The following is a 13,089-nucleotide window of genomic DNA, read 5'->3' as shown; positions in this document are numbered from 1 at the left end:
AACAGTTAGCGAATTTTTGCTAAAAGCATTTTTTCGCTTTCGTTTACTCTCTACGATATGTCTGAATTAGGCTAGTTTTCCTGATTAATCAAGTTCACTACTAGCTTCACCATTACATCTTTATCCTCGGGCTTACTCTCTGCAATTAGCAGTGTAAGAGCAACCAAGGCATTATCAGCAAGTCGGCGAGACCCATTAGGTTTGTAGAGACAACCGTTCTTGTCCATAAACCAGACGAAGAGGAAAGCAGCAATCCGCTTGTTGCCATCGGAAAAAGAGTGATTCTTTACAACAAAGTAGAGTAGGTTAGCAGCCTTTTCCTCTGCGCTTGGGTACAGATCTTCGCCGTCAAAGCTTTGGTAAATTGTTCTCACCGAACTCTGAAAGGAGTCATCTTTTTCCCGCCCGAATAGCACGCTACCTCCGAATTGTTGGCGTAAGCTATCCACAGCTTGCAGAGCAGCCTCATAAGTTAATTCGAACGGGGTGGTGGCAGAAGTACCCGTGATACGTAGGCGCTGGTGGTCATACTGGTCCAGCACATCAAGGGCCCGGGCGTAGTCGCTGAGCACGCGCAGCAGGGCGCTAGTCTGGTCGGGGGTCAGCTCCTGACTGTCTGCAATTTCGCCCTGGAGCTGAAGCAGGCGCTTGAGGTCAGCCAGTTGGCAGGCGTCTTCGCGCAGACGTTTTTCATTGAGCGCATGGCCCTGCACCAGATACTGGCGCAGCACCTGCGTGGCCCATTGACGGAACTGGGTGCCTTTTTTCGAGTTGACGCGGTAACCGACTGAGATGATAACGTCTAGGTTGTAGTGTTTGACACGCCGGGTTACCTGCCGTTTCCCCTCTTGGCGAACTACCGAGTATTCCTCGGTAGTTGGCGCAGGACATTAATTCGCCTGTGCGGAAAATATTCTGAATATGCAGGCCTATTGTATCAGAATCTTTATCAAACAGCTCTGCCATCTGGGCCTGGGTCAGCCAGATAGTTTCGTTTTGCAGGTGAACGTCCAGTTGGGTATGGCCATCGGCGGATTGGTAGAGAAGAATATCGGGCATAGAAGCAATAATTGGGGTGGTGCGTAAAAAAAGCGGCAACTCAGCAATATGCGGAATCGGAAACCGGAAGCCAAGCTCGCAATTGGGTTTATTCCAAGGCCTAAGGGCCGAAACTTTCCCCGAACGGTTCAGTTAGCCAGTATGACGTCTTACGTGAACTGATTTATGGAATTTGCTGATAAAAACATCCTCCTGGTCGGAGCGTCCTCGGGCATTGGTCTGGCTACGGCGCAGTTGCTTCATAAGCTGAATGCTACCCTATTCACTGCCTCCCGGCACCAGTCTGCGGAGTTAGCGGCTCTGGGCACCACCTTTCTGGATCTAGATGTAACCCAACCGCTAGGCACCGCCCTGGATGCGTTGCCAGAGGTACTACACGGGGTAGTGTACTGCCCCGGCTCCATTAAGCTGCGACCTTTCGAGCGGATACCGGTTGATGACTTTCGGGCCGATTTTGAACTGAACGTACTGGGTGCCGTGCAGGTACTGCAAGCCACCATGAAGCGGCTGAAAAAGGCCGACGGAGCCTCCGTGGTCCTCTTCAGCACGGTAGCGGCCGACACGGGCATGGCCTTCCACGCCAGTATTGCCACGGCTAAAGCCGCCGTAGAGGGCCTTACCCGGTCGTTGGCGGCTGAGTATGCGGCCAGTGGCATTCGGGTTAATGCAGTAGCACCCTCGCTGACCAATACGCCCCTGGCCGCCGCCTTGCTCAGCACGCCGGAAAAGGTGGAGGCCGGGGCCAAGCGCCACCCTTTGCAACGCATTGGCGAAGCCCAGGACTTAGCCTACATGGCGTCTTTTCTACTCTCCGACCACAGCTCCTTTATCACGGGCCAGGTGCTACCCGTAGATGGAGGTCTGGGCCGCCTGAAGTAAGCCCCTTTTTTAAGAGGCGCTAGGTGCTGGCCGCCAGCATAGTTCTAAAAGCAACCAACTGCAGCTGAAAAACACGTGCCACCATCCGGCCTGACCTATTCACCTGACAACTCACCGCATGAAGATTACCCTGTTCTGGCATCGGCGCGACTTGCGCCAGCACGACAATGCCGGCTTGGCGGCAGCTCTGCAAAGTGGCCACCCCGTGGTTCCTCTGTTCATCTACGACCGGGAAATTCTGGATCTGCTTCCCTCCCGCCAAGATGCCCGGGTAACGTTTATCTACGATGAAGTGGAACGCCTGGCCCGGCAAACGGAGCAAGCTGGCGGCAGCTTTCTGGCCTTCTACGGCCGACCCCTGGAGGTTTTCGACCAGCTGCTCACCCAGCACGAGGTGGCGGCCATCTATACCAATGAGGACTACGAGCCCTACGCCGCCGAGCGAGACGCGGCCGTGGCGGCGCTGGCCGCCCGGCACGGTACTAGCTTTCAGGCGCTTAAAGACCAAGTAATTTTCGCCAAAAACGAGTTGCTGGGCAAATCAGGCAAGCCGGCCCGCGTATTTGGAGCCTACCGCAAGGCGTGGCTGGAAAAGCTTCAGGACGCACACTTGCAGCCCTACCCTTCCGCCGGCTTGTACACTTCTGCAAACCTAGCCCCGTTGCCCCAGGCTCCGCCGCGCCCAAGCCTAAGTAGCATGGGTTTCGAGGAGTTCCGGCAGCAGGTGCCAGCCAATGAGTTACCGGCCGAGGCGTTGGTGCGCACGTATCACCTCACCCGCGACACGCCCGGGCGCGTGGACAGCAGCACCCGCCGTTCCGTGCACCTGCGCTTTGGCACCCTGAGCGTGCGCGAGCTGATGCGCCAAGCTCGTGACCTAAACCCTAAGCTGCTGGCCGAGCTGATTTGGCGCGACTATTTTATGATGCTGCTCTGGCACTACCCCCGCACCGCCACCGAGAGCTTTGAGCCGCGCCTGCGCCAAGTGCCTTACCGCAACAATGAGGAAGAGTTTCGGGCCTGGTGCGAGGGCCGCACGGGATACCCGCTGGTAGATGCCGGCATGCGCGAGCTTAACCAGACGGGCTACCTCCCCAACCGGGCTCGTATTGCCGCCGCGGGCTTTCTGGTGAAGCATCTGCTAATTGACTGGCGCTGGGGCGACCGGTATTTTGCCGATAAGCTCCTTGACTACGACATGGCCCAAAACGTGGGCAACTGGCAGTGGATGGCTGGTACGGGCGTGGTGGCCGCGCCTTGGTTCCGGGTGTACAGCCCCCAAAGTCAACAGGAACAGTACGACCCCACGTTTGCCTACGTGCGGCAGTGGGTACCGGAGTTCGGTACCCGCCACTACCCCCAACCCATCGTCGAGCATAAGTTTGCTCGGGAACGGGCCGTTGATACGCTCCGGGCCGCTTACCGGGCTGCGAGTGAGTAGTCAGGTTATTTTACCTCTACTGCCGAGCAACTTCCTACCCTGCTACCGGTTGTACTACCATGGAAAAGGATCGGATCAAACAAGCCTACCTCGACTACGTGCTGCGCAAAGGCACGCCGCCCGTTTCGGTGTTTAAGCTCACCAAAAAGCTGGGCCTGCCGGAGCAGGAGTTCTACCGCTACTATGCCAGCTTCGAGGTGCTAGACCGGGAGCTGTGGGCTGATTTCGGGCGCGAGGCCTACGATACAGCCTCCAAGGAACTCGTGTGGGCCGAGTATGGGGCCCGCGAGAAGCTGCTCAGCTTTTACTACATCCTGCTGGAAGTACTGAAGCGCAACCGCAGCTTTGCCCTGCAAGCCCTGCGCCGGTCTTTGCACCGCATGCCCGGCCTGACCCCGCGGGTGCTGGACGGGCTGCGGCAGGAGTTCGAAGAATTTGCCGCCAAAATTTTGCAGGAAGGCCGGCAGCGAGGAGAGGTAGCCTCCCGGCCCTTGCTGGAGAATAGCTACCCCCGCTTTTTCTGGCAGCAGCTGCTGTTTCTGCTGAATTTCTTCGCCCACGACGAGTCCGTAAACTTTGAGCGTACCGACGCGGCCGTGGAAAAAGCAGTTACTCTCAGCTTTGACTTGGTAGGACGCAACACCCTGGATTCCGCCACCGACTTCGTGCGTTTCCTAATTCAGAGCCGGCGTTAAGCCCCCGCCAATCTGAGCAGCCTTCGCAGCAGAGCAGGTGCTTGGGCACCTACTAGTCACTGATGCAATTCAAGTCGTAAGGCCGCTACTTTTCACCTTTTGCACCTTTGCAGGCCCTGCTGTGTAGGCCGCTTTCGTATGCCCGAATCACCCAAAAATATTCCCCTCGATTCTTTGCCTACCACGAAGGTGGCGCGCGCGGCCCGCTTCGCCAAAACGGGCCTAAACGTGGGCGCTAATTACGTGAAGCACTACGCCAAGCGTGCCGTAGGAGCCGAGAGCCCTACTAGCGAGTTGCACGAGGCCAACGCGGCGGAACTGTACGGTGCTCTAAGCGAAATGAAGGGCTCGGTGCTGAAGGTCGCCCAGATGCTGGCCATGGAGAAGAACATTCTGCCCACGGCCTACGCCAACCAATTTGCTCAGGCTCAGTACCAAACGCCTCCGCTTTCGGGGCCGTTGGTGGTAAAGGCTTTCCGGGACGCTTTCGGCAAGTCGCCCTTCGACGTGTTCGATTCGTTTGACCTCAACGCCCGGCAGGCGGCTAGCATTGGGCAGGTACATTGGGCTCAAAAAGACGGCCAGGAGCTAGCCGTGAAAGTGCAGTACCCGGGCGTGGCTGACAGCATCCGTTCCGATATTCGCCTGGTGAAACCCATTGCTCTGCGGGTGCTAGGCCTAGAGGAAGCAACCGTGCGGCCGTACTTGCAGGAAGTGGAAACCCGCCTGCTAGAAGAAACGGACTACGCCCTTGAACTACGGCGCGGCCAGCAGATTGCCGCTGCCTGCACTGGCCTGGCGCATCTGCAGTTCCCAAGCTACTACCCCGGGCTATCCGGCAGCCGCATTCTAACCATGGATTGGCTGCCCGGGCAACACCTGAAAGAGTTCTTGGCCACCCACCCCAGCCAAGCCGTACGCAACCAACTCGGGCAGGCTCTCTGGGACTTTTACATGTTTCAGCTCAATACGTTGCGCCAGGTACACGCCGATCCGCACCCCGGCAACTTCCTGCTGCGCGCTGAGGCCGGGGGCACCGTAGGCGTTCTGGATTTTGGCTGCGTAAAGGAAATTCCGGCCGAGGTACACCGACTGTTCACGGCCCTGCTGGCTCCCGAAACCCTGGCTGATCCGGCCCGGCTGACGGCCCTGCTTACTGAGGCCGGCATCGTGCGAGCCGAGGACGTGGAGGCCCAACGCAGCTTCTACGTCAGCACCATGCAGGCCTCGTTGGAGTTGGTGGGTCGGCCTTTTCGTCAGCCGAGCTTCGATTTCGGTGATCCTGCCTACCTGCAGAGTCTGTATGCTCTCGGCGACGACTTGCTGCAACAGCCGGAGCTACGCCAGCAGCGGGAACCGCGCGGGTCGGAGCACTTCATCTACCTCAATCGGACGTACGTAGGCCTCTACGCCTTACTAACTGAGCTGCGGGCATTCGTGCAGACGAATTAGGTTCAGCATGTGCTAAGTAACTCGTGTCATTCCTCGCCTTGTTCGGAATGACACGAGTTACTCACAACGAACTTTTTCCAAACCAACTCTCCGTAATGAAATAGTCCGATGAGACTTGTGTAGTTACATGAGCCTTATCGGACTGTCTCTTTTCACTCTTTTCTCTTTCCATGAAAAAATTCTGGACTCTTTGCGCGGCTCTGCTCGGCGTGGTATCGATGGCTTCGGCCCAAACCCTGAGCTGCTGCGTTAAGCCGACGGCTAGTCAGGATGCCACCGAAGTATTCGCTATGCTGGCCTCTAACGAAGATTTTTCGGGCGGCCACGATGCGCCCCTACCCTTCACGTACCAGGGCGCCGGTGAAATGGTGGAATTCAAAACCACCGATGGGCAAAGCAGCAAAGCGTTCGAAATCAAAAGCAACGTCCGCTCCGACAAGTACCTGCTGGTTATTCATGAGTGGTGGGGCCTGAACGACTACATCAAGCAGGAGGCCGCCCGCTTCGCCAAGGAGCTGCCCGGCGTCAATGTCATTGCCCTCGACCTCTACGACGGGCAGGTAGCCACCGACGCCGACCAGGCCGGTAAGCTCATGCAGGGCGTGAAAACTGAACGTGCCCAGGCCATTATCAAAGGGGCGCTGCTGTATGCTGGCCCCCGCGCCCAGGTAGCCAGCATTGGGTGGTGTTTTGGTGGAGGGTGGAGCATACAAACAGCCTTATTGGCCGGTCCTAAGGCCAAGGGGTGCGTAGCGTACTACGGCATGCCAGAGAAGGATGTGGCCAAACTCAAAACGCTGAATACTGATGTGCTTTTCGTTTTCGCCAAGCAGGACAAATGGATCAATCAGGAGGTAGTCAGTCAGTTTGGAAAGGACATGGCAACCGCCAAGAAAGGCCTTACTGTAAAAGCCTACGACGCGGACCACGCCTTCGCCAACCCCTCTAACCCCAAGTACAACAAGGGCTTTGCCGAGGACGCTCACGCCGCTTCCGTGACCTACCTGAAGAAAAACCTAAAGCTCAAGTAGTTAGGTAGCAGCCACAAGAAGGGCACTGCCTCCTGCTTTCTGGCCAACGTGCTACCCCTCTGACATGTGACAAGCCCTTGACGCTACCATACGGCAAGGGCTTGTCTCGTTAGAAGGCTGGTCATATGGAGAGGACGGGTGGCTTCGTTGCCCTCGTCATGACAACACTTCGCTCATCTACTCATTTACTACCTCATTGTTAATCTGCTAGTTGTGCTTGCAGTTCAGCTAGGCTTTCAGGAAGTTGGGGCATGCTTTCTAATACGAAATACAGCTCCTGAAATTTATCTTTCTCAAAGGCGGTATCCAGCACCCCAGTTAGGCTAAAGGGTAAGCGGGTAGGCTTCTCGCTGAGGCTGAACTTTACTTCTCCGTGCGACGAGAGTAAGCCAGCGCCGTAGATGCGTAACCCATCAGGCTGGCTGAGCAAGCCAAACTCCGCCGTAAACCAGTACAAGCGGGTAAACAGCTCCAGTGAATTGGGCTGGTGGCGGTGGTGTTGGGCAGCAGCACCCAACTGCTGCAGAAAGGCGGCAAACTCCGGGTTGGTAAGCAGCGGTACGTGCCCAAACACGTCGTGAAACATGTCGGGTTCTTCTAGGTAATCGAGTTGCTCCAGCTTCCGCAGCCAAGTTGTAGCCGGGAATTTCTTATCGGCCAGCAGCCCAAAGAAGATGGCATCGTCTACGATACCGGGCACCACCACCAGCTCCCAACCCGTTAGTTCGCGCAGCCGCGGGTTCACCTCGCGAAAATCCGGAATAGCTTCCCGGGTAAACCCAATGTGCTGCACTCCCGCCAGGAAAGCGTCAGCCGCCCGGCCAGGCAATAGGGCCATTTGGCGGTCGAAGAGCAGCTGCCAGACGTGCTGGTCGGCGGCGGTGTAGGCGCTGTAATCCTGGGTTAGCAAGGGCAGGGCGGCTGGGGTTGCGGCAGTAGCGGCGGGCGTAAGCGCAGAAGAAGCAGAAGACGATAACATACTCGGGAAATGAAGGGATAAAAAAACAGCCTGCCTCCGCACGAAGCGGAAGCAGGCTGTGAAAGTGTCAGGGGAAGTAGTACTTATCCTCCGTGGCACGCCGTGGCCGCTCCGCTCCGGGCGGGAGCGTAATAGGCATAAGCGTAATAGCGGGAGGTAAGTAGCATCGGGGCAAAAGTACAACGCAACAGCTAGCAAACAAGCCAGCGGGCAAGAAACCTGTTCTGCGAACCGCTGAGGCGGCGGCCGAAGTGAGCAGGAGCAGCAGTTGGTATCCCACCCCCGCTTGCTGCCCGTCCTGGCTCACTCCTGCCTAAACGCGAAACCGATTGCTAACCCACTGGCTGTTACTGGCCCGCTGCAAGGGTCTTATTTTACGGGCTGCAGTTCCCAGCCCGTGGAGAGCAAGGCGGCCAGCTCGGCTACGCTTTCCGTGAGTTGGTCCCAGCTATTGAGCACGAAGTACTGCTCCTGCAAATGCGCTTCACTATAAGGCGTGTGCAGCACCGTAGCCAGATCGAAGGGGGCGCGGCGAGTTGCGTCGCCGAGACAATGATGAATCTCGCCGGAGGAAGACAGCAAGCCAGCGCCGTACATGCGGGCCTCGTCCTTTTCCAGCACCATGCCAAACTGCACCGTGAAGCCGTAGAGGCGCTCTAGGCGGGTCAGGGCGGCGGCATCATGCAGGTGCTGCGCGGCCACGCGGCCCAGAAAATGCAGAAAGTCGGCAAAGGCATGGTCCATGAGCAGCGGTACATGCCCAAACACCCCGTGAAATAAATCGGGCTCTTCGATGAAGTCAAACTGCTCCATAGACCGAATCCAGACGGTAGCGGGAAACTTGCGCTGGGCCAGCAAGCCGAAGAAGTCGGCGTCGCCGAGCAGGCCCTGCACCGGTTCCAGCTGCCAGCCGGTAGCTTTGAGCAGGCGCTGGTTTACTTGCTCAAAATCGGGAATGGCATTGCGGTGAAAACCAACAGCAGCCAGCCCCCGGCCAAAGGCCGAGCAAGCCCGCTTGTGCAGCAGGGCCGTCTGACGGTCGAACAATACCTTCCAAACCAACTGATCCTGGGCCGTATACCGGTCGTACTGTTGCTGTACCATAGGAGGTAGCGAATAAGGGGCAGAAAAAAAGCCCGGCTCCTGGTAGGAGTCGGGCTTTCGCGAGATTTTCAGGGGAGAAGTGTCATGCTGCGCTTCTAACTTTCCTGTCCGCAAAGAGGCCCGACCTCGCCCTGCACGGGGCGAATATTCATCAGGTTAAAGCACTTTGCGGTTAGGTTCAGCATGATATTACAAATATACAGTTCTCCCTGAATACAGTGCCCTTAGCCCACGATTTTTTCGTGCGCCAAGTCCTACATCTTTAGCACGGCTCCTACAGCCGCCGGAACGGACTGCAGCGGGGCCACCACCCAACTTGGGCGGCGTGTTAGCCAGTAATCGAGGAAGTAGCGGCCAGCGCCGGTGCTTCCCAGTAAGATGTAGCCATAAAACAAGGGCTGTTGGCAGTACATACCCAGCAGTAACTTTTCATAATAGACAGCAGCATTCGGGGTGAGAAACTACAGCTTACCGCTGGGCTCGTAGGTCATACTTAGGCTCTTGGTGTCACCGGATACCTTTAGGTTTAGATGAGCCTGCACCGCAGAAGGGTTCAGAAGCACGGCCGTGGAACCGGCCATGAAGCGCAAGGTGCCCCGGGCCCCGGGAGCCAAAGTGGTTTTGGTGAAGATGCCGCCTCCGCGGGGCCGTTCTTTTATCTCAATGGGAACCTTGCCCACGTTGCGCGCCTCTACCTTGAAGGCCCCAGGCTGCCCGCCGCCCAGCACAAACTGCTTGCCGGCCTCAATAAATAAATCGGATGTCAGGTTGGCCCAGCAGCTGGTAGCTAGGGCGCACACGGCGGCTAAGGTCAGCAGCCAAGAGTGGGAGCGGGAAAAAATGGAAGCAAGCATGAGGAGTAGGGTTAAGGTGCAATGATGGCTCAAAGCAACTACCTGCTAGCTCCCTAACCGCTTCAATTTACCTTCTGGAACGTCCTACTATATGATTTGGCACGTTCATCCGCCTAGGTGCTCCGGCGGGCCACCTCGCTGGGCGTGACGCCTCGCAGCTTCCGAAATACCCGGTTGAAGGTGGACTTGGAGTTAAAGCCTACCTCCAAGGCCACGGCCAACAGGGTGTAGTGCCGAAACTGCGGGTCGCGCAGGCGGCGCTCGGCCTCCCGTATCCGGTATTCATTGATGAAGTCGTTGAAGTTCTGGCCGCAGCCCGCGTTGATGACCCTGGACAACCAGGAAGTGTTAGTGCGCAGCTGAGTTGCCAGCTCCCCCAAAGTCAGCTCGGGCGCCAGGTAGGGCCGCTCGGCTTCCATGTGGCGAAGCAGGCGTTGGGTCCAGCGTTCCAGCTCGGGGGCATCGGGGGCCGGCGCGGGGGTAGGCGCCGGCGCAGCCAGGTTGGCGGCCGCGCCGGCGGCCGCAAGGAGCTGCCGCGCCTTGGCCGGCGCGGCAGTGGGAGGTTGCACCAGGATAGGTGGTTCTGGAAGGAGGTCAGGTACGGGGGCCTCTTCGGCCGGCTGGAAGCGCAGGCTGGCTAGGCGGTAGCCCGTAAGAAGCCCGGCAATGCTGAGGTAGTAAAGCAGCAAGCCCGTGAACAGGTAGTCGTACCAAGCCTGATAGTAGCTCAGGGGCACCACAAGGTTAACAACGCCGAAGACTAGGGTTACGCCCGTGCCAATGCCCACTGCTATCAGTACGTTGCGCAGCCAGCGAAACCGAATTCGGTCGGTGTCGGAGAAGTTATCGTTGAGGTAGCGGGCGTAGGCGCGGTACTCGCGGAGGGTGCGTAGCGTGAAGTAGAGCACCAGCACGTAGCTCAGAATATCCACCACTACTTTAATGGGCTGCTCATCGGCCCAGGCCGCAACGGGGCCCTTGGTGCCGAAGTGGGCCGGCAGCGGCTGGCCCCGCAGCCCGTGCCACCACCCAACATCGTACAGCAACCCCACTAGGTACAGGCCTAGCCAGGCTAGCTCGGGCCCGAAGGCGCGCCAGTGCCGCCGCGTCAGTCGGAACTCCTGGTTGGTGAGGCTGCGAAAGTAGAAATACAGCGCTGGTCCTACGGCCAGCCAGTGGTGGAACGGAAAGTAGAACATGAACGTGCTATGGGCATCGTGCGCGTCGTACCAACCGGCAAAGCCGAGCATCCACTGAGCTAGGCGCAGGGCGTGGAGCAACAGCAACAGGGCCAGCCACCGGTCGGCGGCGGCGTCGTTGCGGCGGCTGCGCACAACTAGCACCGCGGCCACCACCATGCCCTGCACGAAAAACGGCAACAGCAATCCGCTGTACTGGTTGAAACCGAAGACCATACCAGCAAGGTAGCAGTAGATTAGCTTTCGGCTATATAAAACACCGCCCCGGCTCAGTTGAGCCGGGGCGGTGTGTCAAACCATTAACTACGGTAGAGAGGTGAAGTGTCGCGTTACGTCGTTGAACGTCTTGGGGCAGAACGATGCAGTTGTAATAACAGCAACTCACGTAACGCGAAATATTGCCTCTTTACCTCATTCCGGGTTATTCCAGCTCCTGGCGCAGCTGGTACACCTTGCGCAGGTTGTGAACCAAGCGCGCCGACTCCTGAAAATTCAGGGTTTGAGCTCCGTCGGAGGCGGCTTCTTCGGGCTTCTCGTGGGCCTCGTAGATGATGCCGTCGGCGCCGGCCATGACGGCGGCTAGGGCCATGGAAGGCACGTAGTCGCGGATGCCGATGCCGTGAGAAGGGTCCACGATGACGGGCAAGTGGGTCTTCTCCTTCAGGATGGGCACCGCGTTCAAATCCAGAGTGTTGCGCGAGGCCGTTTCAAAGGTTCGGATGCCTCGCTCGCAGAGGATTAGCTTCTCGTTGCCGCCCGAAAACACGTACTCCGCCGAAGACAGCAGCTCTTCGATGGTGCCTGAAATGCCCCGCTTGATTAGCACCGGCTTGTCAACGCCGCCTAGAGCATCCAGCAGGTTGAAATTCTGGGTGTTGCGGGCGCCTACCTGAAACACGTCCACGTAGTCGTGCATTTCCTCTACCTGCGACACCTGCATGACTTCCGTCACGATTTTGATGCCCCGCGCCCGCGCCATCTGGTGGAACAGTTTCAGCCCCTCCATGCCTAGCCCCCGGAAGGAGTAGGGCGAGGAACGGGGCTTAAATACGCCACCGCGCATAATGCGCACGTCGTTGTCCAGCAGGTGCTGCATGATGCTTTCCATCTGGGCCTCGCTCTCGATGCTGCAGGGGCCGGCTGCCAGTGTGAGGCTGCCCTCTCCTACCCGCACGCCGTCGCCGAGGTCGAGCACGGTGGGGCGCACCCGCCACTTGCGCGACACCAGTTGATACTCATCGGAAACTTGGTGAATATCCAGGATGCCCGGCAGCTGCCCAATGGTACGCAGGTCCACATCGGCTTTGCCGATGGCCACAAGGTAGTGGGCGCGCTGGGTTTTGACGTTGGTAATTTTGTATTTGAGGGCCTTGATGTGGCCTTCAATGGTCTTTTGAGCGGCTTCGGAGATATGGGCGTCGAGTTGGATGATCATATTCAGGGGAAGAGAAAGTCGATGGTCATGCCGAGCGTAGCGAAGCATCTGGCTCGGCTGGCTGACATTGCCATAGCAAGCAGGCATCAGCCGAGCCAGATGCTTCGCTACGCTCGGCGTGAGGTTCTTTGTAATGCTAGGCCAGCACCAACTGCACAAACCGGGTAGCGGCGGCCGGGGCATCATCGGTGCCTTCCAGGGCCCGAATCAGGGCCGAGCCGATAATGGCACCTTCGGCGTATTGGCAAGCCCGCTGGAAGGAGGCCTTGTCGCCGATACCGAAGCCGATGAGGCGGGGGTTACGCAGGTTCATGGCCTCAATGCGCTGAAAATAAGCCTCTTGCACGCCCTCAGCCTGGGTATTCGCGCCGCCGGTAGTGCCAGGACCTGATACGAGGTAGAGAAAGGAATCCGTCAGCTCATCAATGCGGCGGATACGCTCCGGGGCCGTTTGCGGGGTAATGAGAAACACCGGCCGCAGGTTGTAGCGGCGAAACAGTTCCTGGTATTCGGCCACGTAGTCGTCGAGCGGCAAGTCGGGCAGAATCACGCCATCTACGCCGGCGGCGGCAGCTTCGCGGCAGAAGTTTTCTACCCCGAACTGCATCACCGGATTGAGGTAACCCATGAGCAGAATGGGCGTTTCGGTCACTTCCTCCCGGATGCCTTCCAGCTGCTGAAACAGCACCCGCATGTTCATGCCGTTTTGCAGGGCCGCGGTACTGCTGGCTTGAATAACGGGCCCGTCGGCCAGCGGGTCAGAGAATGGCATGCCGATTTCGATAAGGTCGGCGCCAGCCATCGACAGCGACTTAATCAGCGGCACCGTATCGTGCAGGCGGGGGTAGCCGGCGGTAAAGTACACGTTGAGCAGGTTTTTACCTTTCTTCTGGAAAGCCTGTTGAATACGATTTTGCATGATGAATTTTGTTTGTCATGCTGAGTTTGCTGAAGCATGACA

The 13,089-nt window shown here is 58.0% G+C and carries 13 protein-coding genes and 1 pseudogene; 5 read left to right on the top strand and 9 right to left on the bottom strand.

All coding sequences use genetic code 11. The annotated features are described in order from the left end of the window. Window positions 1–71: 71 nt before the first annotated feature. Both MWH26_RS05925 and rhuM read right to left on the bottom strand, forming a co-directional pair. Entirely contained in the window at window positions 72–416 is a 345-nt protein-coding gene (locus MWH26_RS05925; RefSeq protein ID WP_375374048.1) for a type II toxin-antitoxin system death-on-curing family toxin, read from the bottom strand. A gap of 201 nt (window positions 417–617) precedes the next feature. Further along, a pseudogene (gene rhuM, locus MWH26_RS05920) lies at window positions 618–818 on the bottom strand (RhuM family protein); the annotation flags it as partial. Window positions 819–1,224: 406 nt separating this feature from the next. On the opposite strand from rhuM, the gene MWH26_RS05915 reads away from it, so the two are divergent. The 5 genes from MWH26_RS05915 (at window position 1,225) to MWH26_RS05895 (ending at window position 6,557) form a co-directional block, all read left to right on the top strand. Continuing rightward, window positions 1,225–1,938, top strand: coding sequence for an SDR family NAD(P)-dependent oxidoreductase (locus tag MWH26_RS05915; RefSeq protein ID WP_247976470.1), 714 nt, complete (start codon window positions 1,225–1,227; stop codon window positions 1,936–1,938). A 118-nt stretch (window positions 1,939–2,056) separates the two neighbouring features. Next, window positions 2,057–3,379, top strand: a complete 1,323-nt coding sequence (locus MWH26_RS05910) for a cryptochrome/photolyase family protein (RefSeq protein WP_247976469.1) — start codon at window positions 2,057–2,059, stop codon at window positions 3,377–3,379. 59 nt (window positions 3,380–3,438) lie between these two features. Next, the gene (locus tag MWH26_RS05905; RefSeq protein ID WP_247976468.1) at window positions 3,439–4,074 is read left to right on the top strand and encodes a TetR/AcrR family transcriptional regulator; all 636 of its coding nucleotides are present in this window, start codon (window positions 3,439–3,441) and stop codon (window positions 4,072–4,074) included. A 138-nt stretch (window positions 4,075–4,212) separates the two neighbouring features. Continuing rightward, complete coding sequence (locus tag MWH26_RS05900) at window positions 4,213–5,526, top strand: ABC1 kinase family protein (protein WP_247976467.1); 1,314 nt, start codon at window positions 4,213–4,215, stop codon at window positions 5,524–5,526. Between the two features lie 170 nt (window positions 5,527–5,696). Then, a complete protein-coding gene (locus MWH26_RS05895; protein WP_247976466.1) occupies window positions 5,697–6,557 on the top strand; it encodes a dienelactone hydrolase family protein in 861 nt (286 codons plus the stop codon). Between the two features lie 199 nt (window positions 6,558–6,756). Here the strand turns inward: MWH26_RS05895 and MWH26_RS05890 are convergent, their stop codons facing one another. From MWH26_RS05890 to trpA, 7 genes are all read right to left on the bottom strand, one after another. Then, a complete protein-coding gene (locus MWH26_RS05890) occupies window positions 6,757–7,536 on the bottom strand; it encodes a phenylalanine 4-monooxygenase (protein ID WP_247976465.1) in 780 nt (259 codons plus the stop codon). Window positions 7,537–7,905: 369 nt separating this feature from the next. After that, a complete protein-coding gene (locus MWH26_RS05885) occupies window positions 7,906–8,640 on the bottom strand; it encodes a phenylalanine 4-monooxygenase (RefSeq protein ID WP_247976464.1) in 735 nt (244 codons plus the stop codon). Between the two features lie 254 nt (window positions 8,641–8,894). Then, window positions 8,895–9,053, bottom strand: a complete 159-nt coding sequence (locus tag MWH26_RS05880) for a hypothetical protein (protein WP_247976463.1) — start codon at window positions 9,051–9,053, stop codon at window positions 8,895–8,897. Between the two features lie 48 nt (window positions 9,054–9,101). Continuing rightward, window positions 9,102–9,494, bottom strand: a complete 393-nt coding sequence (locus MWH26_RS05875; protein ID WP_247976462.1) for a hypothetical protein — start codon at window positions 9,492–9,494, stop codon at window positions 9,102–9,104. 113 nt (window positions 9,495–9,607) lie between these two features. Next, window positions 9,608–10,909, bottom strand: a complete 1,302-nt coding sequence (locus MWH26_RS05870) for a helix-turn-helix domain-containing protein (protein ID WP_247976461.1) — start codon at window positions 10,907–10,909, stop codon at window positions 9,608–9,610. A gap of 205 nt (window positions 10,910–11,114) precedes the next feature. Continuing rightward, window positions 11,115–12,128 (bottom strand): 3-deoxy-7-phosphoheptulonate synthase, encoded by a 1,014-nt coding sequence (aroF, locus tag MWH26_RS05865; RefSeq protein WP_247976460.1) that lies wholly within the window; start codon window positions 12,126–12,128, stop codon window positions 11,115–11,117. A gap of 136 nt (window positions 12,129–12,264) precedes the next feature. After that, window positions 12,265–13,047 carry a tryptophan synthase subunit alpha gene (gene trpA, locus MWH26_RS05860; RefSeq protein ID WP_247976459.1) on the bottom strand — a complete coding sequence of 261 codons (783 nt, stop codon included), beginning with the start codon at window positions 13,045–13,047 and terminating at the stop codon, window positions 12,265–12,267. Window positions 13,048–13,089 lie beyond the last annotated feature (42 nt).

It is taken from the genome of Hymenobacter sublimis, assembly GCF_023101345.1.
In the GTDB taxonomy this organism is placed as follows: Bacteria; Bacteroidota; Bacteroidia; order Cytophagales; family Hymenobacteraceae; genus Hymenobacter; species Hymenobacter sublimis.
This window is presented reverse-complemented; position numbering and strand designations above follow the sequence as displayed.

Coding starts and splice junctions, on each gene's coding strand:
- MWH26_RS05880 (WP_247976463.1), bottom strand. CDS start 9,053: ATGTACTGCCAACAGCCCTTGTTTTATGGCTACATCTTACTGGGAAGC.
- MWH26_RS05900 (WP_247976467.1), top strand. CDS start 4,213: ATGCCCGAATCACCCAAAAATATTCCCCTCGATTCTTTGCCTACCACG.
- MWH26_RS05905 (WP_247976468.1), top strand. CDS start 3,439: ATGGAAAAGGATCGGATCAAACAAGCCTACCTCGACTACGTGCTGCGC.
- MWH26_RS05895 (WP_247976466.1), top strand. CDS start 5,697: ATGAAAAAATTCTGGACTCTTTGCGCGGCTCTGCTCGGCGTGGTATCG.
- trpA (WP_247976459.1), bottom strand. CDS start 13,047: ATGCAAAATCGTATTCAACAGGCTTTCCAGAAGAAAGGTAAAAACCTG.
- MWH26_RS05890 (WP_247976465.1), bottom strand. CDS start 7,536: ATGTTATCGTCTTCTGCTTCTTCTGCGCTTACGCCCGCCGCTACTGCC.
- aroF (WP_247976460.1), bottom strand. CDS start 12,128: ATGATCATCCAACTCGACGCCCATATCTCCGAAGCCGCTCAAAAGACC.
- MWH26_RS05885 (WP_247976464.1), bottom strand. CDS start 8,640: ATGGTACAGCAACAGTACGACCGGTATACGGCCCAGGATCAGTTGGTT.
- MWH26_RS05870 (WP_247976461.1), bottom strand. CDS start 10,909: ATGGTCTTCGGTTTCAACCAGTACAGCGGATTGCTGTTGCCGTTTTTC.
- MWH26_RS05875 (WP_247976462.1), bottom strand. CDS start 9,494: ATGCTTGCTTCCATTTTTTCCCGCTCCCACTCTTGGCTGCTGACCTTA.
- MWH26_RS05915 (WP_247976470.1), top strand. CDS start 1,225: ATGGAATTTGCTGATAAAAACATCCTCCTGGTCGGAGCGTCCTCGGGC.
- MWH26_RS05910 (WP_247976469.1), top strand. CDS start 2,057: ATGAAGATTACCCTGTTCTGGCATCGGCGCGACTTGCGCCAGCACGAC.